The organism is Caenimonas sedimenti (assembly GCF_007833165.1).
Taxonomy (GTDB): domain Bacteria; phylum Pseudomonadota; class Gammaproteobacteria; order Burkholderiales; family Burkholderiaceae_C; genus Ramlibacter; species Ramlibacter sedimenti.
In genome coordinates, this window is record NZ_VOBQ01000020.1 from 32,182 (window position 1) to 50,617 (window position 18,436).

The 18,436-nt window shown below is 66.1% G+C and carries 26 protein-coding genes; 6 read left to right on the forward strand and 20 right to left on the reverse strand.

Translation table 11 applies throughout. The annotated features are described in order from the left end of the window. Window positions 1-75: 75 nt before the first annotated feature. The 7 genes from FN976_RS23285 to FN976_RS23310 all read right to left on the reverse strand — a co-directional run bounded on the left by FN976_RS23285 (window position 76) and on the right by FN976_RS23310 (window position 6,599). Window positions 76-1,563, reverse strand: coding sequence for a dicarboxylate/amino acid:cation symporter (locus tag FN976_RS23285; RefSeq protein WP_186511125.1), 1,488 nt, complete (start codon window positions 1,561-1,563; stop codon window positions 76-78). 15 nt (window positions 1,564-1,578) lie between these two features. Next, window positions 1,579-2,559, reverse strand: coding sequence for an ABC transporter substrate-binding protein (locus FN976_RS23290; RefSeq protein ID WP_145895476.1), 981 nt, complete (start codon window positions 2,557-2,559; stop codon window positions 1,579-1,581). Between the two features lie 173 nt (window positions 2,560-2,732). Continuing rightward, window positions 2,733-2,888, reverse strand: a complete 156-nt coding sequence (locus FN976_RS29015; RefSeq protein WP_186511127.1) for a hypothetical protein — start codon at window positions 2,886-2,888, stop codon at window positions 2,733-2,735. 11 nt (window positions 2,889-2,899) lie between these two features. Continuing rightward, window positions 2,900-4,666: a phosphoenolpyruvate--protein phosphotransferase gene (gene ptsP, locus FN976_RS23295; protein ID WP_145895477.1), complete on the reverse strand. Its 1,767-nt coding sequence runs from the start codon at window positions 4,664-4,666 to the stop codon at window positions 2,900-2,902. Between the two features lie 10 nt (window positions 4,667-4,676). Continuing rightward, the gene (locus FN976_RS23300) at window positions 4,677-4,946 is read right to left on the reverse strand and encodes an HPr family phosphocarrier protein (protein ID WP_145895478.1); all 270 of its coding nucleotides are present in this window, start codon (window positions 4,944-4,946) and stop codon (window positions 4,677-4,679) included. Then, the gene (locus FN976_RS23305; protein ID WP_145895479.1) at window positions 4,915-5,370 is read right to left on the reverse strand and encodes a PTS sugar transporter subunit IIA; all 456 of its coding nucleotides are present in this window, start codon (window positions 5,368-5,370) and stop codon (window positions 4,915-4,917) included. Before FN976_RS23305 ends, FN976_RS23300 begins: the two co-directional genes overlap by 32 nt. Further along, window positions 5,367-6,599 carry an MFS transporter gene (locus FN976_RS23310; RefSeq protein WP_145895480.1) on the reverse strand — a complete coding sequence of 411 codons (1,233 nt, stop codon included), beginning with the start codon at window positions 6,597-6,599 and terminating at the stop codon, window positions 5,367-5,369. Before FN976_RS23310 ends, FN976_RS23305 begins: the two co-directional genes overlap by 4 nt. Before the next feature lie 55 nt (window positions 6,600-6,654). Here FN976_RS23310 and FN976_RS23315 point away from each other — a divergent pair, with 55 nt between their 5' ends. The 4 genes from FN976_RS23315 (at window position 6,655) to FN976_RS23330 (ending at window position 10,364) form a co-directional block, all read left to right on the forward strand. Then, window positions 6,655-7,890 (forward strand): CaiB/BaiF CoA transferase family protein, encoded by a 1,236-nt coding sequence (locus tag FN976_RS23315; RefSeq protein ID WP_145895481.1) that lies wholly within the window; start codon window positions 6,655-6,657, stop codon window positions 7,888-7,890. After that, window positions 7,890-8,621, forward strand: coding sequence for an alpha/beta fold hydrolase (locus FN976_RS23320; RefSeq protein ID WP_145895482.1), 732 nt, complete (start codon window positions 7,890-7,892; stop codon window positions 8,619-8,621). Before FN976_RS23315 ends, FN976_RS23320 begins: the two co-directional genes overlap by 1 nt. Before the next feature lie 92 nt (window positions 8,622-8,713). Continuing rightward, window positions 8,714-9,814: a hypothetical protein gene (locus FN976_RS23325; protein WP_145895483.1), complete on the forward strand. Its 1,101-nt coding sequence runs from the start codon at window positions 8,714-8,716 to the stop codon at window positions 9,812-9,814. Window positions 9,815-9,860: 46 nt separating this feature from the next. Then, on the forward strand, window positions 9,861-10,364 hold the full coding sequence (locus tag FN976_RS23330; RefSeq protein WP_145895484.1) for a TlpA family protein disulfide reductase: 504 nt from the start codon (window positions 9,861-9,863) through the stop codon (window positions 10,362-10,364). Window positions 10,365-10,424: 60 nt separating this feature from the next. On the opposite strand, the gene FN976_RS23335 is transcribed toward FN976_RS23330, so the two are convergent. Further along, entirely contained in the window at window positions 10,425-10,880 is a 456-nt protein-coding gene (locus FN976_RS23335) for a c-type cytochrome (RefSeq protein WP_145895485.1), read from the reverse strand. Window positions 10,881-11,051: 171 nt separating this feature from the next. Here FN976_RS23335 and FN976_RS23340 point away from each other — a divergent pair, with 171 nt between their 5' ends. Next, a complete protein-coding gene (locus FN976_RS23340; RefSeq protein ID WP_145895486.1) occupies window positions 11,052-11,729 on the forward strand; it encodes a cytochrome b/b6 domain-containing protein in 678 nt (225 codons plus the stop codon). Window positions 11,730-11,852: 123 nt separating this feature from the next. Next, window positions 11,853-12,293: a GNAT family N-acetyltransferase gene (locus tag FN976_RS23345; protein ID WP_145895487.1), complete on the forward strand. Its 441-nt coding sequence runs from the start codon at window positions 11,853-11,855 to the stop codon at window positions 12,291-12,293. A gap of 41 nt (window positions 12,294-12,334) precedes the next feature. Here the strand turns inward: FN976_RS23345 and FN976_RS23350 are convergent, their stop codons facing one another. From FN976_RS23350 to rpsJ, 12 genes are all read right to left on the reverse strand, one after another. Next, window positions 12,335-12,841 (reverse strand): peroxiredoxin, encoded by a 507-nt coding sequence (locus tag FN976_RS23350; RefSeq protein WP_145895488.1) that lies wholly within the window; start codon window positions 12,839-12,841, stop codon window positions 12,335-12,337. Window positions 12,842-12,938: 97 nt separating this feature from the next. Then, window positions 12,939-13,208, reverse strand: coding sequence for a 30S ribosomal protein S17 (gene rpsQ / locus FN976_RS23355; protein ID WP_145895489.1), 270 nt, complete (start codon window positions 13,206-13,208; stop codon window positions 12,939-12,941). Window positions 13,209-13,210: 2 nt separating this feature from the next. Then, window positions 13,211-13,450, reverse strand: a complete 240-nt coding sequence (gene rpmC / locus FN976_RS23360) for a 50S ribosomal protein L29 (protein WP_145895490.1) — start codon at window positions 13,448-13,450, stop codon at window positions 13,211-13,213. 12 nt (window positions 13,451-13,462) lie between these two features. Further along, window positions 13,463-13,879, reverse strand: a complete 417-nt coding sequence (gene rplP, locus FN976_RS23365; RefSeq protein ID WP_145895491.1) for a 50S ribosomal protein L16 — start codon at window positions 13,877-13,879, stop codon at window positions 13,463-13,465. 2 nt (window positions 13,880-13,881) lie between these two features. Beyond that, window positions 13,882-14,826, reverse strand: coding sequence for a 30S ribosomal protein S3 (gene rpsC / locus FN976_RS23370; RefSeq protein WP_145895492.1), 945 nt, complete (start codon window positions 14,824-14,826; stop codon window positions 13,882-13,884). Window positions 14,827-14,840: 14 nt separating this feature from the next. After that, on the reverse strand, window positions 14,841-15,173 hold the full coding sequence (rplV, locus tag FN976_RS23375; protein ID WP_145895493.1) for a 50S ribosomal protein L22: 333 nt from the start codon (window positions 15,171-15,173) through the stop codon (window positions 14,841-14,843). Between the two features lie 9 nt (window positions 15,174-15,182). Then, a complete protein-coding gene (rpsS, locus tag FN976_RS23380; protein ID WP_145895494.1) occupies window positions 15,183-15,461 on the reverse strand; it encodes a 30S ribosomal protein S19 in 279 nt (92 codons plus the stop codon). A gap of 12 nt (window positions 15,462-15,473) precedes the next feature. Beyond that, the gene (gene rplB, locus FN976_RS23385; RefSeq protein WP_145895495.1) at window positions 15,474-16,298 is read right to left on the reverse strand and encodes a 50S ribosomal protein L2; all 825 of its coding nucleotides are present in this window, start codon (window positions 16,296-16,298) and stop codon (window positions 15,474-15,476) included. Window positions 16,299-16,300: 2 nt separating this feature from the next. After that, on the reverse strand, window positions 16,301-16,639 hold the full coding sequence (gene rplW, locus FN976_RS23390) for a 50S ribosomal protein L23 (RefSeq protein ID WP_145895496.1): 339 nt from the start codon (window positions 16,637-16,639) through the stop codon (window positions 16,301-16,303). After that, window positions 16,636-17,256, reverse strand: a complete 621-nt coding sequence (rplD, locus tag FN976_RS23395) for a 50S ribosomal protein L4 (protein WP_145895497.1) — start codon at window positions 17,254-17,256, stop codon at window positions 16,636-16,638. Before rplD ends, rplW begins: the two co-directional genes overlap by 4 nt. Continuing rightward, a complete protein-coding gene (gene rplC, locus FN976_RS23400) occupies window positions 17,256-17,957 on the reverse strand; it encodes a 50S ribosomal protein L3 (RefSeq protein ID WP_145895498.1) in 702 nt (233 codons plus the stop codon). The genes rplD and rplC overlap by 1 nt, the downstream gene beginning before the upstream one ends. A 167-nt stretch (window positions 17,958-18,124) precedes the next feature. Beyond that, window positions 18,125-18,436 (reverse strand): 30S ribosomal protein S10, encoded by a 312-nt coding sequence (gene rpsJ, locus FN976_RS23405; protein WP_145895499.1) that lies wholly within the window; start codon window positions 18,434-18,436, stop codon window positions 18,125-18,127.

The window sequence follows — 18,436 nt, forward strand, 5'->3', positions numbered from 1 at the left end:
ACGTTCGCCCACCCCGATGAAATCGGGGCCGGCCCCCCTGCGGTGGCTGGCCCCGAAGGTGCTGGTTGAATCCGCTCAGCGCGCCGTGCCGAAGGCATCCTTGCCGGTGGGGATGTCGAAGTCGGGCAGCAGAGCGCCTTCGGCGGGCTTGCTGGCCGCGGCCGCTGCAGCGCCCGCAACGGCGGCGCCGGCAGCCACCGGTATGGCGACCGAACCGGCAGAGCCTCCCACCGGCGCGGCCGGCGTCGTCGGGGTCAGCAGGTACGACAGGTCGGCCGGCGGCGGCACGATCACCGTGACGGAAGCCATGTTGCCGATCACCAGGACCAGCGTGCGCAGCATGTCGCAGATCGGGTCGACCGCCAGGAACAGGATGAACGCAGCTTCGAATGGCAGGCCCAGGTAGGCGCAGGTCATGCCGACCAGCGAAACGGTGACCAGGCCCGTCATGCCGGCCGACGCGAAGCCAGCCAGGACCGAGGTGGCCATGACGAGCATGATGTCGGCGACCGAGAGGCTGCGGCCGTACAGCTGCGCGATGAACAGCGTGGCGCAGACATAGAACACGACGGGGCCGACTCGCAGCAGCGACACGGAGAGCGGCACCAGCAGCTCGACGCGGGCGCGGGCGAAGCCCAGCTTGTCCGCCAGGCTTTCGATCATCACCGGCATGCAGGTCGCGCTGCTGCGCGTGGCCAGCGCCAGCGCGAAAGGCTCACGCAACGCGTTCAGCACCTCGGACATCGGCCGGTTCGAGCGGCGCCAGATGACGAACACGGAGAGCGCGAGAATGATCAACGAAGCGACGAAGAAAGTCACCACGAAATGGAGCATCGCCTGCAATGGCTCCATCCCTGTCTTGCCGAGCTGCGCCGCACTCATGCAGAACAGGATGATCGGCATCGGGTACGCCAGCCAGCGCACCAGCGTCTGGCAGGCCTGGTAGATCGTCTCCAATGAAACGGTCAGGCCGTCCGAGATCTTGGTGGGCACGTGCCCCACGGCGAGCCCGAACAGCATCGCGAAGACCAGGGCCTTCAGCGTGTCGCCCACGGCCAGCGCGTTGAAGATGTTCGCGGGCACCATGCTGACGAGCATTTCGGAGAAGCCCATCTGCTTCTTGACCTCGTCGGCGCCCTGCAGGCTCATGGCGGTGTCGCTGGAGCTCAGGTCATTGCCGACGATCTGGCCGAACTTCTGCATGGTTTCGGGCGGCAGGTCGGTGCCGGGGCGCAGCACGATGACGGTCAGCGCGCCGATGATGGCCACGATGACCGAAGCCGCGAGGAACACCACGGCCAGGCGGCCCAGCAGCTTGCCGGTGCCGCCTTCGCGGAACAGGCGCTGCAGGCTGAAGATGATGGCCGACACCATGAAGGGCAGCGTGATCATCTTCAGCAGGTCGACGTAGATGTCGCCCAGGAACCCGAGCTGGATGGACTGCTGCGGGAAGATCGAGCCCACCAGGAACCCCAGGCACAGGCTGCCGAGGATCACCCAGGGGTTCAATGCGAGTGAGTACAGCTTCTTCGCGTCCCAGGTTTTCGACTTCTTGGCTTCCATGACTTACCTCTGGATTCAGTTCTCAAGGGCCGCGAGGACCTTGTTGATGTTCAGTTTGTCCGTGCGCTGCGTCAGGTATTCGTTGGCGAAGGCGAGCAGCGTGCGGTCGTTGATGCCGATGGCGATGCCCAGCGTGTCTTCCAGGTCCTTCAGCGTGACCGTGCGCAGCGTGAGCGAGGAGGTCGGGTCCGTCTTCAGGATGCGCTTGATCTCGAATTCGTCGCGATACGCGGCCATCACTTCGCCCTTTTCCAGGGCTTTCAGCACGTCGGGCCAGCCGGGATATTCCTTGACCTTGGCCTTGGGAAAGTAGCGGCCCGCGTAGTCCTGGAAGGACGACTTGGCGATCACGCCGATGGTCCCGTTGTAGCGGCGGATCACGTCCGTGACGGGGCGCTCGCGCGCGAACTGGGCAAAGGCCACGCGGTTCAGGATGAGCGCGTGGTTCAGCGTGAGGTACGGCTGGGTGAAGCTGATGATCTGCGAGCGGGCCAGCGTGCGGGAGATCTTGCTGACGGCCATGTCGGCCTCGCCCCTGGCGACCAGGTCCACGGTGGAATTGAATGTCTTGGCGCTGCGGTTGAAGCGCACCTTCACGCCGAGCTCCTTGGCCATGGCCTTCGCGAGGTCGACTTCGAGGCCGACCAGTTCGCCGTTCTTCTCGTAGAAGAAGGGCGGCGTGTCGACGCCGAGCATGGCGACGACGAGTTCGCCGCGCGTGACGATGCGGGCGATGTCGGGGGCCAGCAGGCGGCCATCAGGCACCTTGACCAGTGCCGTGCCGTGGCCGGTCGGGGCCGCAGCCGCAGTGCCCGACGCCGCGGCGGCCGGCTTGGCGGCCACCGCGGAAGCCGCCGGCATGGGGGTCACCGAGGCGGCCGGCTTGGCGGCAGTCGCCATGGGCGCTTGTGCCTGCGCGAACGCACCCAGCGCGGCGCCGCCGAGGCACACGGCCGCAGCAAGGCATCGCAACCAGGAACCAGAAGTTTTCGTCATTCAACATCCCCTCAATCAGCGGGCAACAGAGCCGAAGGGGCGCGAACCTGGTGCACGCGATGGCGTTACCACTGCCTTCGGCCGCCCAGGGCTCAGACCATTTACAGTTGCATCCTAATGCAACACACACCTGAGAGGCAATCCCAGGGAACCAGAACAGGGCGTGCGAACGCCTATTTCGCCTCTGTTGTTACACACTCGCTGCGCGAAAAGCTATCTGCTTCACGGAAACCGGGGCGTCGCCGTTGCGGCAGATCAACACCCTCGCCGAGAAATGACGCATCGACCATATTGATGATACGCGTTGTTTTTTCCGCGACCAGCTTCATCGCCCCGTCCTTCACAGCGCCAGCGCTTGCGCGGGGTCTTCGGACTGGATCACTTCCTGGGCCCAGGGCTGCAGGCGCCCTGCGTCCGCCCGCAAGACCTCCTGCTTGACCGCCAGGATCTGCGCCGGATGCATCGAGAAACTGCGCAAGCCGAGCCCGAGCAACAGGCGCGTGAATGCCACGTCGCCCGCCATCTCGCCGCACACGCTCACGCCCTTGCCTTGCGCGTTGCACTCCGCGATCGTCTCGGTCACCAGGCGCAGCACCGCCGGATGGCAAGGGTCGTACAGGTGCGCAACCGATTCATCGGCCCGGTCGATCGCCAGCGTGTACTGGATCAGGTCATTGGTGCCGATCGACAGGAAGTCGAAGTACTTCAGGAAGGTGCGCAGCGACAAGGCGGCCGCGGGCACCTCGATCATCGCGCCGATGGACACGGCGCCGTAGACGGCGCCGCGATTGTCGAGTTCAGCCCGCGCGAAGTCGATCAGCGACAGCGTCTGGCGGATCTCGCCGGCGTGCGCGAGCATCGGCACCAGCAAGTTCACCCGCCCGTGCGCGGCCGCGCGCAGGATCGCGCGCAACTGCGTGCGGAACATGTCGGGCTCGGCGAGGCTCCAGCGGATGGCGCGCAGGCCCAGCGCGGGGTTCAGGTGCGCCTCGTCACGCCGTGATTCGTCCAGCGGCTTGTCGGCACCCACGTCGACGGTGCGGATGGTGACGGGCATGCCCTCCATGCCCTCGACGGCGCGGCGGTAGGCCTGGTACTGCTCTTCCTCATCGGGCAGCTGGCCCTTGCGGCCCATGAAAAGGAATTCGCTGCGGAACAGGCCGACGCCGACCGCGCCGGCCTTGAGCGCGGCAGCCGCGTCGTCGGGCAGCTCGATGTTGGCCAGCAGTTCCACCTTCTGCCCATCCAGCGTGACGGCAGGCGTATGGCGCAGCCGGTTCAGCCGCCCGCGCTCGAGTTCGGCCTGGCGTTGCTTGAAGCCGTACTCGGCCAGGATGATGGGCGAGGGGTCGACGATCATCACGCCGCCGTCGCCGTCGATGATGACCCAGTCGTCCTGCCGCACCAGCTGGCTCGCGCTGCGCGCGCCCACCACCGCCGGGATGTCCATGCTGCGCGCGACGATGGCCGTGTGCGAAGTCTTGCCGCCGACGTCGGTGACGAAGCCGGCGAACACGCTCTGCTTGAACTGCATCATGTCGGCCGGCGACAGGTCGTGCGCGATCAGCACGAGCGGCACGTCGATGCTGTCGTCCAGCAGCAGGTCCTGCTGGGTCTTGCGGCGGGGCGTTGGGGGCTGCACCACGGGCGACTGCACGCCCTTCATGTAGCGCAGGATGCGTTCGGCCACCTGCTCGAGGTCCGCCTTGCGTTCCCGCAGGTAGTCGTCCTCCATGTCGTCGAACTGGCGCGACAGCACTTCCAGCTGCGTGGTCAGCGCCCATTCGGCGTTGTAGAGGCGGTCGGTGATCCAGTGCTTGACGCCGATGATCAGCTCTTCGTCCTGCAGCAGCATCAGGTGCACGTCCAGCAGCGCCGTCAGCTCGTGCGGCGCTTCCTTCGGGCCCATGCCCGCGATGGTCTGCTGCAGCCGGTGGATCTCGTCGACGACGGCGTTGCGGCCCACGCGCACGCGGTCGATCTCGGCGTCGATCTGCGCAGGCTGGATGAAGTAGTGGGCGACGTCGCCGCGGCCCGACGCCATCACCACGGCGCGCCCGATGGCAATGCCGCGGGCGACTGCGATGCCGTGGAGCGAGAAAGTCATGGTGCCGGACCTATTCGCCTTCGCCGAACTTGTCGGCGATCAAGGCCAGCAGCGCGTCCATCGCTTCCTGCTCGCGTTCGCCCGCGGTTTCGACGGTGATCTCGGTGCCCACGCCGGCGGCCAGCATCATCACGCCCATGATGCTCTTGGCGTTGACACGGCGTTCGCCGCGGCTCAGCCAGACCTCGCAGGGATAGCTGCCGGCCAGCTTGGTCAGCTTGGCGGAAGCCCGCGCGTGCAGGCCCAGCTTATTGCTGATGGTCGTGTTCGTCTTGATCATGGTTGCGTTGTGGCTGCTGCTGCGGTGCCGTGATCGCGACCTGCATCACGCCCTGCGTGCCGCCGATGACGGCGCGCGATACCAGCGAGTCGAGCGTCTCGTGGCGGTAACTCACGCTGCGCAGAAGCATCGGGAGGTTGACCCCCGTGATGAGGCGTGAACGTGTGCCATCCACCAGTCGCTGCGCCACGTTGCTGGGCGTGGCGCCGAAGATGTCGGCGAGCACCAGCACGCCCTTCACCCCCGGGAGCCGCGACAGCTGGTCCAGCGCGATCCGCGCGGCGCCCAACGTCTCCTCCGGCTGGAGGTTCGGCTGCACGTCGATGGCCATCACGGTGGAGCCGCAGTCGGGAAACACGTGGAGCGCGCATTGCCGCAGGGCGTTGGCCAGGGGCGCGTGGGCGATCAGCAGGATGGCGTTCATGTGGCTTGCTGCCGATTATGGCCGCCAGCTCCCAGGAACCACGCATACGACGCGACGCTGCAGGCCAGGAAGACACCCAGCGATGCGCGGAAAGCGGCGGCTTCCGTGAGCCCGCCCGAGCGGAACGCGTCGATCAGCAGGCCAATGCCCCACTGCACGACAAACACTCCGAGAAAGATCACGAGGTTGTATGCGGACAACGCGCGTCCCGCCAGGCTGGCGGGGAACACCATGCCGACGGCGGGCTGGGCCAGCGACACGAAGGTGCTGCTGACGCAGAACAGGGCCAGCGTCCATGCTCCGGCGGCAGGCCCCGCCGCGATCAGCACGCCCAGCATCACGAAGCTGAGCGGCAGGCCCCAGGCGATCAACAGGTCGATGCTGATCCCGCGCTTCTGCAGCCACGGGTTGGCCATGCCCCAGCTCCAGAACGCGGCCAGCATGCAGATGTTGATGGTGAAAAGGCCACCGGCGGCCTGCAATGGTTCGTAGCCGGCCACCCGCACCATCCAGGGGCCGGCCCAGAGCGTCTGCACCGCGATCATCCCGCCGTAGCTGAAGAACCCGACCGGAGTCATCTTGCGGAAGTACGGATGGCGCCAGACGTCGGCATAGCTGGCGCGCGCTCCGGCGTCCACCTCGGCCGGCGCCTGTGGCGCCTGCCAGGCCGGCACCCGCCAGACGATGAGGGCCATCGAGACGGCGACCAGTCCGGCAAGGCCCCAGAACAGGGGCCGCCAGCCGACCACGGGAACGAGCCATTGAACGGGCAGCGTGGAGGCGAGCATGCCGAACGAGCCGGTCATCAGCATCCAGGAGTTGGCACGCAGTTGCACGGCCGGGGTGAACCAGCGCCGGTAGCCGGTGAGCGGCGCCATGAGGCATGCGCTCACCCCGACACCACAGAGGACGCGCGCCGCGAGCAGGCCGGAAAAGCTGGACGCCTGGGCGAATGCCGCGCAGCCCAGGACGGCGACGAACAGGAATCCGAGGATGACTTTCTTGGGGCCGTGCCGGTCCAGCCACGTCCCCAGCGGCAACTGGGTGGCGGCAAAGCCGAGGAAGTAGCCCCCGGCCAGCAGGCCGAGGTCCCGCGCCTGGAGCTGGAACTCCGCGGACAGCGTCGGCGACAGCGTGGCGGTGACGGCGCGCAGCAGCGCGGAGAAAAAGTACGCGAAGGCGAAGGCAAGAAAGACCACCACCGCCTGGCGGCGCGCTAACACGGGCATCGCGGAATGATACGGTTCCGGCTCGGCCGCATCCGTGGCCTCAAAATACCGCGCCATGAATGCTCTCGATGGAATTCGCGTCCTGGACCTGTCGCGGGTGCTGGCCGGCCCGTGGTGCACGCAAACGCTGGCGGACCTCGGCGCGGACGTGATCAAGGTCGAACGGCCCGGCACCGGCGACGACACGCGCACCTGGGGCCCGCCGTTCCTGCGCGACCGCGACGGCCGGGACACGGCGGAGGCCGCGTATTACCTGGGCACCAACCGCAACAAGCGCTCCATCACGTGCGACATCGCGAAGCCGGAGGGCCAGGCGCTGGTGCGCGAACTGGCGGCGCACTGCGACGTGTTCGTGGAAAACTACAAGGTGGGCGACATGGCCCGCTATGGCCTCGACTACGCCACCATCCGGGCCGTCAATCCGCGGATGGTCTATTGCAGCGTCACCGGCTTCGGCCAGACCGGCCCTTACCGCGAACGCGCCGGCTACGATTACGCCGTGCAGGGCATGGGCGGGCTGATGAGCATCACCGGCGAACGCGACGACCTCGGCGGTGGCCCGCAGAAGGTGGGGGTCGCGGTGGCCGACCTGTTCACCGGCATGTACGCGACCGTGGGCATCCTGGCGGCATTGCGCCATGCCGAGCGCACCGGCGAGGGCCAGCACGTCGACATGGCCCTGCTGGACACGCAGGTGGCGATGCTGGCCAACCTGGGCGCCAACTACCTGGTGAACGGCCAGGTGCCCGGCCGCGCCGGCAACGCCCACCAGAACATCGTGCCCTACCAGGTGTTCGAGGTTGCGCCGGGCCCGGATGGTGCCAAGGACCACCTGATCATCGCGGTCGGCAACGACAGCCAGTTCGTGAAGTTCTGCCAGGTCGCCGGGCAACCCGAACTGGCCAGCGACGCCCGCTTCGCCAAGAACCAGGACCGCGTCCGCCACCGGGCCGTCCTGGTGCCGTTGCTCGAGGGGATCATGAAAACCCGGACCAAGCGGGACTGGCTGGCCGCGTTGGAAGCAGCCAAGGTGCCGTGCGGCGCCATCAACAACCTGGCCGAAGTCTTCGCGGACCCGCATGTGCGCGAGCGCGGCATGGTGCAGGACTGGGATCACCCGCTGGCGGGGCCCCTCCGGCTGGTGGCCAGCCCGCTCAAGCTGAGCGGCACGCCGGTGCGGGCCGACCGCGTGCCGCCGCTGCTCGGCGAGCACACCGACGAAGTCTTGCAAGAGGTGCTGGGCTGCGGCGCGGACCGGCTGAAGGCGCTGCGCGCGCAAGGAGTGGTCTGATGGCGAATTTTCTTCTGGTGCATGGCGCCTGGCATGGCGCCTGGTGCTGGCGCCGGGTGGCGGCGCCGCTGGCCGCCCAGGGGCATCGCGTGCACGCGGTGACACTCACGGGCGTCGGGGAGCGTGCCCACCTGCGCTCGCCCCTCATCACGCTCGAGACGCATATCGCCGATGTGGTGAATGCCCTTGACGCGGAGGAACTCGAGGACGTCATCCTGGCTGTCCACTCGTACGCCGGGATGCTGGGAACGGCCGTGGCCGACCGGATGCCGGGCCGGTTGCGTCACCTGGTCTATGTCGATGCCGTCGTGCCGAACCCCGGCGAGAGCTGGAGCGCCTGCCATCCGAGCGTCACGCGTGAAGCGCGGATCGCGGCCGCGGAAGCTTCTCCGGACTACAGCATTCCGCCGCCCGATCCGAAGGTCTACGGATTGGAAGGCAGCGACCATGCGTGGGTGCAGCGGCGCCAAACACCCCATCCCGGCCACACTTACCAGGCTGTGCTGGCCTTTGAACCGGCGCGAGTCGCCAGCGTCGCACGGACCTTTGTCGATTGCATCGAGCCACCCCTCGCGACCATCGACATCAGCCGGCAACGTGTTCGAGATCCATCGTTCTGGGGCGGGGCCTGGGCCGGCGGCGCGCCAAGTTCCATAGTCGAGTTGCGGACCGGCCACGACCCGATGGTCAGTTCCGCCAACGAGTTGGTGCAAACCCTGCTTGCTTTGTAACCGGCCTTGCTATTTTCTGTGACGAGCAGATACTTCAATTCACATCTTGTAGCAAATCCAAGTGTGATACTTAGGGACTAACAGGAGTACGAATGGTTCAGGCAGTTGCCGCGGGCGTGGAAGCCAAAGCGACCAAGATCGATCCCATGCTCGTGCCGGGCGTGATCGGCGCTGAACTCGCGCGACACACCTCCGCGATGGACAGCGTGCTGAACGCTTTCCGCCGGACCCGCTCGATCACGCGCAGCCAGATGGGCACGTTGCGCACGGCCACCGCGGGCATCCAGCGGATCGGCATGTACAGCCAGCAACTGTCCCGGCTCGCGGGTGGCCGGCTGCGCCAGTCCCACGAACGCGTCAGCCTCGATGAACTCATGCGCCGCGCGCTGGCCGACAACGACTGGCGGTACTACGAAGGCGGACTGCAGATCGAACACCACCTGCAGCCCGTCGAGGTCATCCTCGATCCCTCGCTGCTGGTGACCCTGCTCGAGGTCGCGGTCGACTGCGCGGCGCGTTACGGCCAGGTCATCAACCTCTTGCTGAAGATCAAGAACTGGCCGGAGCACGGGCTGCTCACGTTGAAGTCGCGCCCCCATGTGGCCACCACCCAGCCAGCGCAGGGCGAGCAGGAGGAATACCTCGAATGGATCATGCTGCTGCACCTGGCCCAGGCCATGGGCGTGATCGTCGAGCGCGAGATGTACGCGGACCACGTGCTGATCACGATCGAGTTCCCGCGGACCGTGAAGAAGCTGGAGGGTCTCACGGCCGTCGAAATCGACGGTGGCGGGGATTCATCGCTGATGAGCGAGTCCCGTCCGCTCGCGGGACACCGCGTGCTGCTGATCGCGGGTGACGACAAGCTGCGCTGGGACGTGCGCAGCGTCTGCGAGGACATGCGGCTGGTGCTGGATGTGACGCCCAGCTGCGCCCAGGCGATCCGCTACTGCGAGCTGGACAAGCCGCACATGATCATCATCGACGAACGCATCCGGGACGAGCAGTTCGACATGCTGCGGGAAGACCTGCTCCGGTACGACGTCAATTTCCCCTGCATCGAGATCGCCTCCAAACCCAACGTCGTCGAAGTGGCGAGCTGGGAAGGCGACCGCATGAGCCGCATCAGCCGCGACGCGCTGCGCACGCAGCTGTCGTCGATCATGGCCATGGAGCTCGCCAAGGTCTTCTAGACGGCGGCCGGCGTGAACTTTCACGCTGGGCCAGAATCCTGGTGTGATGGCAAAAACTTTCCGGTGGGCCGCTGGCGCGGTGCTTCTCCTCGCGGCCGCGGCCGCGGCTTTCTGGTGGGGCGCCAGCGCGCAAGCGGCGCCGGCTTCCACCTTCGTCCTGCTGGACGGCAGCAAGCGTACGACGGCCGACCTCAAGGGCAAGGTGACGCTGGTCAACTTCTGGGCGACCAGCTGCACCACTTGCGTCGCTGAAATGCCGAAGCTGGTCGCCACTTACGACAAGTACAAGGCCAAGGGCTACGAACACATGGCCGTGGCCATGGCCTACGACCCGCCCAGTTATGTGGTGAATTACGCGCAGACGCGCAAGCTGCCCTTCCCTGTCGCCATCGACAACACCGGGGCGGTGGCGCAGGCCTGGGGGGACGTGAAGCTCACGCCGACCACCTACGTCGTCAACAAGCGCGGGGAGATCGTCAAGCGGTATGTCGGCGAGCCCGACTTCGGCGAGCTGCACCGGCTGATCGAGAAGCTGCTGGCCGAGGCCTGAACGACGCGAGCGGTGATGCCCAAGCAAAAGGCCCGCGAAGCGGGCCTTTTTGTCGTCTGTTCAATCCCTGCGGAAGTCGTCGTGGCAGGCCTTGCAGGTCGCAGCCGCCGGGCCGAAAGCCGCTTTCAGGTTGTCCAGGTTGCCGGTCTTCGCCGCGGCGGCCAGCTTCTGCGCTTCCGCCTGCAACTTGTCTCCATAGCCCTTGAACTTGGCCTGCTCGCTCCAGATCTCGGGTTTGGCGCGCGTGTCACCCTTGTCGGACCCGGGAATGAACCCGGTTGACCCCAAGCCGGCAACCACGGCGAGCACGTCCGCATGGCGCGCGGCCGCTTGCGCGTCAAATGGAGCCCGGCCGGAGGCCATGGCGCCTAGCGGCCCGAAATGAGCCGCCTGCAAAGTCATCACACTCTTGCGGTACTTGATGGCGTCTTCCGGCTTCTGAAAACTCTGCGCGGAGGCCGGCGCGGCCAGGGCGCAGGCGGCGGCCGCGATGGCCAGGGAGGTGGCTAGTTTCATTGGCTTCTTCTCCTGATTGGGGCTGTGAATTGGCTGGTGCCATTGCGGCTGAGTGAGTATCGTGACAAAAGTTCGGCCGGGAACTTGCCACACCGGGAATTTACTAACACTGCGGCGCGGAGGAGCGCTAATCTGTCGCACCGGGCCAACAAAAAACCAAGGGGATCTTTCATGGCATTCCGCGTCCGGGTCTGGGATCTCCCCACCCGCCTGTTTCATTGGCTGCTGGTTTTCTGCGTCGTGAGCCTGGTCATTTCCGGCTATGTCGGCGGCCCGGCCATGGTTTGGCACGCGCGCCTTGGCTACACGGTGCTGGCCTTGCTGCTGTTTCGCATCGTCTGGGGCTTGGTCGGCGGCCACTGGAGCCGGTTCAAAAGCTTCATTTACGCTCCTTCGAGTGTCCTGAACTACCTGCGCGGCAAGTCGCACCCCGACCACCTGATTGGCCACAACCCCTTGGGCGCGGGCTCGGTGTTCGCGATGCTGCTGGTGCTGCTGGCGCAAGTCGGCACCGGCCTGGTCAGCGATGACGAAATCGCCTTCCAGGGCCCACTGAACCGCTTCGTCGCCAGCAGCAAGGGCCTGGCCGCCACCTGGTACCACAAGCAGATCGGCCAGTGGCTGGTGATCGGCCTGGTCGTCATCCACGTGGCCGCCGTCATGTACTACCTGCTGAAGAAGCGCACCAACCTGATCCGCCCGATGATCGTGGGCGACAAGGAGGTCGCGGCGCCCGCCGTGTCCTCCCGGGACGATGCCGTGTCGCGCCTGGCCGCCGCCGTGGTGTTCGGCCTGGGCGCGGCCGCGGTCACCTGGCTGGTCAGCCTGGGCACCGTCGGGGGCGGCTGAGCCCGAGCGAGTGCGCTCCGGGCCGCCGCCCGCTAAACTGGCCGGCCCACCACTTCCGCCACGCACGTGGACACGGCCCCTCTACCGCTCATCGATATTTCCGAGGCCCAGGCGACGCAGGACATGGACGAAGTCCGGGCCATCTTCCGCGAGTATGCGGATGGCCTGGGTGTCGACCTTTGCTTCCAGCAGTTCGACGAGGAGTTGGCCGGCCTGCCGGGCGATTACGCCCCGCCGCGCGGTGCCCTGCTGCTGGCACGCGTCGACGGCAAGCTCGCGGGTTGCTGCGCGCTCCGCCCGCTCGACACCGCCGACTACCCGAACGCCGCCGAAATGAAGCGCCTGTTCGTGCGCCCCGCGTTTCGCAGCCTCGGGCTCGGGCGCCGGCTGGCCGAGGCGATCCTCGATGCCGGCCGGCAGGCGGGTTATGGCTGCGTGCTGCTCGACACGCTGGACGACATGGAAGCGGCGCGCGCGCTTTATGAGGACCTGGGGTTCGAGGACATCCCGCCCTACTACCACAACCCCATCGCGGGCGCGCACTACCTGAAGGCGAATCTATAGGCGAAACGTCCCGCGCCGAGGCGCGGGCCGGACTTCGGTTTTTACGATTTCGCCTGGGCGAGCAGAGTAGATGCGTCGCTCACCTCGAACTTGCCGGGCGCTTCGACATTCAGGGTCGCGACCTTGCCGTCCTTCACGAGCATCGAATAGCGATTGCTGCGCACGCCCATGCCGCGTGCCGTGAGGTCCAGGGTCAGGCCGGTGGCCTTGGCGAAGTCGCCGCTGCCGTCGGCCAGCATGCGGACCTTGGTGCCGGTCTTCTGGTCGCGCGCCCAGGCACCCATCACGAAGGCGTCATTCACGCTGACGCACCAGATCTCGTCCACGCCGGCCTGCTTGAGATCGTCGAACTTCTCCACGTAGCCGGGAACATGCTTGGCCGAACACGTGGGCGTGAAAGCGCCGGGCAGTGCGAACAGCGCGATCGTCTTGCCGGCCGCGGCGTCCTGCACCTTCACCGGGTTCGGCCCGATGCTGCAGCCGTTGCCTTCGACTTCCGAGTATTCCTGCAGGGTGGCCTCAGGGAGGGTGTCTCCGACCTTGATCATTTGCGTGCTCCAGTATGAATGAGGGGAAAAACAAAAACGGCCCACATTGTGGGCCGTTTCCGTGCGTTTTGCAGGCGGTCAGCTTGCCTGGGATCCGTCAGACTTCGATCGCCTTCTCGACCAGGCGCGTGGCGACCCAGTTCTTGGTCTTCGAAATCGGCTTGCTCTCGGTGATCTCGATCACGTCGCCGGTGTGGTACTCGCCCTTTTCGTCATGGGCGTGGTACTTGCTCGACTTCATCACGATCTTGCCGTAGAGCGCGTGCTTCACGCGGCGCTCGACGAGAACCGTCACGGTCTTGGCACGCTTGTCGCTCACCACCTTGCCGACCAAGGTGCGCTTGAGGGAGGTTTTCGCTTCCGTCATGGTCATTCCTTATTCTTGGCAGCGGAGGCATCGGAACCACCTGCGGTGGTGGCGGCGCGCTTCTGGGCCAGGATGGTCTTGGCGCGCGCGATGTCACGGCGCGTGCTGCGCAGCGTGGACGTGTTGCTCAGCTGTTGCGTGGCCTTCTGCATGCGCAGGCCGAAATGGGCCTTCTGCAGGCTCTTCAATTCGGCTTCGAGGCCGGCAACGTCTTTCTCGCGGAGAGTCTTGGCATTGGTCATGTCATGTCCTCCTTATTGGCCGATCATGCGGCTGACGAACGTCGTGCGCAGCGGCAGCTTGGCGGCAGCCAGCTTGAACGCTTCGCGCGCGAGTTCCTCGGGCACGCCGACGATCTCGAACACGACCTTGCCCGGCTGGATCTCGGCCACGTAGTACTCGGGGTTGCCCTTGCCGTTGCCCATGCGGACTTCGGCCGGCTTCTGCGAGATCGGCTTGTCGGGGAACACGCGGATCCAGATGCGGCCGCCACGCTTCACGTGGCGGGAGATCGCGCGGCGCGCGGCCTCGATCTGGCGGGCCGTCAGGCGGCCACGGTCGGTGCACTTCAGGCCGAAGTCGCCGAAAGCCACGGAGTTGCCCGTGGTCGCGACGCCAGTGTTGCGGCCTTTTTGCTCTTTGCGGTATTTGCGGCGAGCGGGTTGCAGCATGGTTACTCTCCTTTACCGTCGGTGGGAGCAGTCCCAGCCGGCGCGGTCTTGCGAGGCACGCGCTTAACGGTAGATTTCGGTGCATCGGCACCTGGGGTGGTGGCTTCCGCCGGCTTGTCGCTGCCGTCGGACGGCGCAACGTAAGTAGCTCCCGGGGCGCCGCCGCCGGCGGGCGCACGGCCACGCGACGGGGGAGCGCCACGGCCGCGATCGCCACCGGGGCCGCCCGGGCCGCGGCCATCACGGCGCGGGCCACGCGGGCCACGGCGCTCTTCGCCCTCGGGGCGCGGCGTCGAGTCCAGCGAAGGCGCGTCGGTGCGGCCCAGGGTGTCGCCCTTGTAGACCCAGACCTTGACGCCGATGACGCCGTAGGTGGTCTTGGCTTCGGAGAAGCCGTAGTCGATGTCGGCGCGCAGGGTATGCAGCGGCACGCGGCCTTCGCGGTACCACTCGGTGCGGGCGATCTCGATGCCGTTCAGGCGGCCGGCGGACATGATCTTGATGCCCTGGGCGCCCAGGCGCATCGCGTTCTGCATGGCGCGCTTCATGGCGCGGCGGAACATGATGCGCTTCTCGAGCTGCTGGGTGATGGAGTCGGCGATCAGCTGGGCATCGACTTCGGGCTTGCGCACTTCCTCGATGTTGACCGCGACCGGCACGCCCAGGCGGGTGGCCAGTTCCTTCTTCAGCGCTTCGATGTCTTCGCCCTTCTTGCCGATCACCACGCCCGGACGCGCCGAGTAGATGGTGATGCGGGCGTTCTTGGCGGGACGCTCGATGAGCACGCGCGAGACGGCGGCGTTCTTCAGCTTGGTCTTCAGGTAGTCGCGGACCTTGATGTCTTCGCCCAGCATGCCGGCGAAGTCGTTGTTGTTCGCGTACCAGCGGCTGTTCCAGGCGCGGGTGACCGCCAGGCGAAAGCCGGTCGGATGGATCTTCTGTCCCATTGTTTCTTCCTGCCTTAGTTGCCGACCGTCACGTACACGTGGCACGTGGGCTTGCTGATGCGGTTGCCGCGGCCCTTGGCGCGCGCGTCGAAGCGCTTGAGCGTGGCGCCCTGCTCGACGTGGATCGTCTTGACCCGCAGCTCGTCGATGTCGACACCGTCGTTGTGCTCGGCGTTCGCGATCGCGGACTCCAGCACCTTCTTGATGATGACGGCACCCTTCTTCTGGGTGAAATTCAGGACGTTGAGCGCCTGGTCCACTTTCTTGCCGCGGATCAGGTCGGCGACGAGGCGGCCCTTGTCACAGGACAGGCGCACGCCGCGGAGGACTGCACGAGTTTCAGACATGGTTCATCCTCACTTCTTCACGACTTTTTTGTCGGCGGGGTGACCCTTGAAGGTGCGCGTCAGGGCGAATTCGCCCAGCTTGTGGCCCACCATCTGGTCGGTGATGTAGACCGGCACGTGCTGCTTGCCGTTGTGCACGGCGATGGTCAGGCCGATGAAATCGGGCAGGACCATGGAGCGGCGCGACCAGGTCTTGATCGGCTTCTTGTCCTTGATGGCAACGGCCTTCTCGACCTTCGCCACCAGGTGGTGATCCACAAACGGACCCTTCTTGAGAGAACGCGTCATTCGTGCGACCCCTTATTTCTTGCGGCGCGAGACGATGAACGTCTGCGTGCGTTTGTTGTTGCGCGTGCGGTAGCCCTTGGTCAGGTTGCCCCATGGGTCCACCGGATGGCGGCCTTCGCCGGTCTTGCCTTCGCCGCCACCGTGCGGGTGGTCGACCGGGTTCATCACCACACCGCGGACGGTCGGGCGGATGCCCATGTGGCGCTTCACGCCGGCCTTGCCGATCTGGCGCAGGCTGTGTTCTTCGTTGGCCACTTCGCCGATGGTCGCGCGGCACTCGATGTGGATCTTGCGGACCTCACCGGAGCGCATGCGGACCTGGGCGTAGGTGCCTTCGCGGGCCAGCAGCGTCGCCGAGGTGCCCGCCGACCGCGCGATCTGCGCGCCCTTGCCGGGCTGCAGTTCGATGCAGTGGATGGTCGAGCCCACCGGGATGTTGCGGATCGGCAGCGTGCTGCCGGCGCGGATCGGGGCTTCCGAGCCGCTCAGCACCGTGGAGCCGACTTCCAGGCCGCGCGGGGCGATGATGTAGCGGCGCTCGCCGTCGGCGTAGCACACCAGCGCGATGTGGGCCGAACGGTTCGGGTCGTACTCGATGCGCTCCACCTTGGCCGGGATCCCGTCCTTGTTGCGGACGAAGTCCACGACGCGGTAGTGATGCTTGTGGCCACCGCCCTTGTGGCGGGTGGTGATGTGGCCGTTGTTGTTGCGGCCGGACTTCTGGAACTGGGGTTCCAGCAGCGGCGCGTACGGCTCACCCTTGTGCAGGTGGTCCCGCGAGATCTTCACCATGCCGCGATGGCCTGGTGAAGTCGGTTTCATCTTGATGACTGCCATGATTAAGCGGCCTCCCCGGAGAAGTTGAGCTCCTGGCCGGGCATCAGGGTGACGTAGGCCTTGCGCACGTTGTCGCGGCGGCCCACCGAGCGGCCGAATTTCTTCTGCTTGCCCTTGGTGTTCAGCACGGAGACGCCCTTGACCTCGACCTTGAACATCAGTTCGACGGCGGCCTTGATCTCGGGCTTGGTGGCGTCCTGCAGCACCTTGAAGGTGACAGCGTTGGACTTGTCGGCCACGTGGGTCGCCTTCTCGGAAACGATCGGCGCGACCAGCACTTGCATCAGGCGGCCTTCGTCGTAGTTCTTCCGCGAAGCGGGGGTCGGATTGACGCGGCTCATGCGAACATCTCCTTGAGCTTGTCGATCGCGCCCTTGGTGACGAGCACTTTCTTGTAGTGCACCAGGCTCACCGGGTCGGCGTAACGCGGCTCGACGATGAGCACGTTCGCCAGGTTGCGCGACGCGAGGTAGAGGTTTTCGTCGACTTCATCGGCGATCACCATCACCGATTGCAGGTTCATCTTCTTGAACTTGTCGGCCAGCTGCTTGGTCTTGGGGCTGTCGACCGTCAGGGAGTCGACGACCGCCAGGCGGCCGTCGCGGGCCAGCTGGGAGAAGATGGACGCCATGCCGGCGCGGTACATCTTCTTGTTGATCTTCTGGGTGAAGTTCTCGTCCGGCATGTTCGGGAAGATGCGGCCGCCCCCACGCCACAGCGGGGAGGAGGTCATGCCGGCGCGAGCGCGGCCGGTGCCCTTCTGGCGGAACGGCTTCTTCGTCGAGTGCTTGACCTGCTCACGGTCCTTCTGGGCGCGCGTGCCCTGGCGGGCGTTCGCCTGGAAGGCCACCACGATCTGGTGCACCAGCGCTTCGTTGTACTCGCGGCCGAAAACGGTTTCCGGCGCGTCGAACTTGGAGGAGGCCTGGCCTTGCTCGTTCAGGAGTTCGAGTTGCATCACTTCCCCTTCTTCGCGGCGGCGGCGGCAGGCGCGGCGGCCGGCTTCGGCTGGCCCTTGACGGCCGTGAGGACGGTCACGAAACCGTTCTTCGAGCCGGGCACGGCGCCCTTGATCAGCAGCAGCTGGCGCGCTTCGTCGACGCGGATCACGTCAAGGTTCTGCGTGGTGACGGTGACGTCGCCCTTGTGGCCCGACATCTTCTTGCCGGGGAACACGCGGCCGGGATCCTGCGCCATCGAGATCGAGCCGGGCACGTTGTGCGAACGGCTGTTGCCGTGCGAGGCGCGCTGCGACTTGAAGTTGTGGCGTTTGATCGTGCCGAGGAAGCCCTTGCCGATCGAGGTGCCCTGCACGTCGACCCGCTGGCCGGCGGCGAACAGCGCCTGCACGGGGATCTGCGCGCCGGCCTTGTACTGGGCGGCGGTGTCGGCGTCGACACGGAATTCACGGATGATTTCACCGGCTTCGACACCCGCCTTGGCGAGGTGGCCGGCGACCGGCTTGGTCACGCGCGAGGTCTTGCGCGAACCGTACGTGACCTGCAGGGCCACGTAGCCGTCGTTGTCTTGGGATTTGACCTGGGTCACGCGGTTGTTGGACACGTCCACCACCGTCACAGGAACAGCGTCCCCGTCATCGGTGAATAGGCGCATCATGCCCACCTTGCGGCCCAGCAACCCGAGGCTGCTCAGACTCATGTTGTTACTCCGTTGCTTTCGCCGCGCCTGCTGCAATTGGCCTGCGCGTTTGGATACGAAAGAGGGTTAAAAATGCTCCGCCCGCGTTTCGGGCGAAGCCGCAAATTATAGCGGCCATTCGCGGTTTCCCGCAAATGGCCGCCTCCAACCCCAGCGAAGGGCCGGTTTTACTGCAGCTTGATTTCGACGTCCACGCCGGCCGGCAGGTCCAGCTTCATCAGGGCGTCGACCGTCTTGTCGGTCGGGTCGACGATGTCCATCAGGCGCTGGTGCGTGCGGATCTCGAACTGGTCGCGGCTCGACTTGTTGACGTGCGGCGAACGCAGGATGTCGAAACGCTTCATGCGCGTCGGCAGGGGCACGGGGCCCTTGACGATGGCGCCGGTGCGCTTGGCGGTGTCGACGATCTCGGCGGCGGACTGGTCGATCAGCTTGTAATCGAAGGCCTTGAGGCGGATGCGGATTTTTTGCTGGGCCAT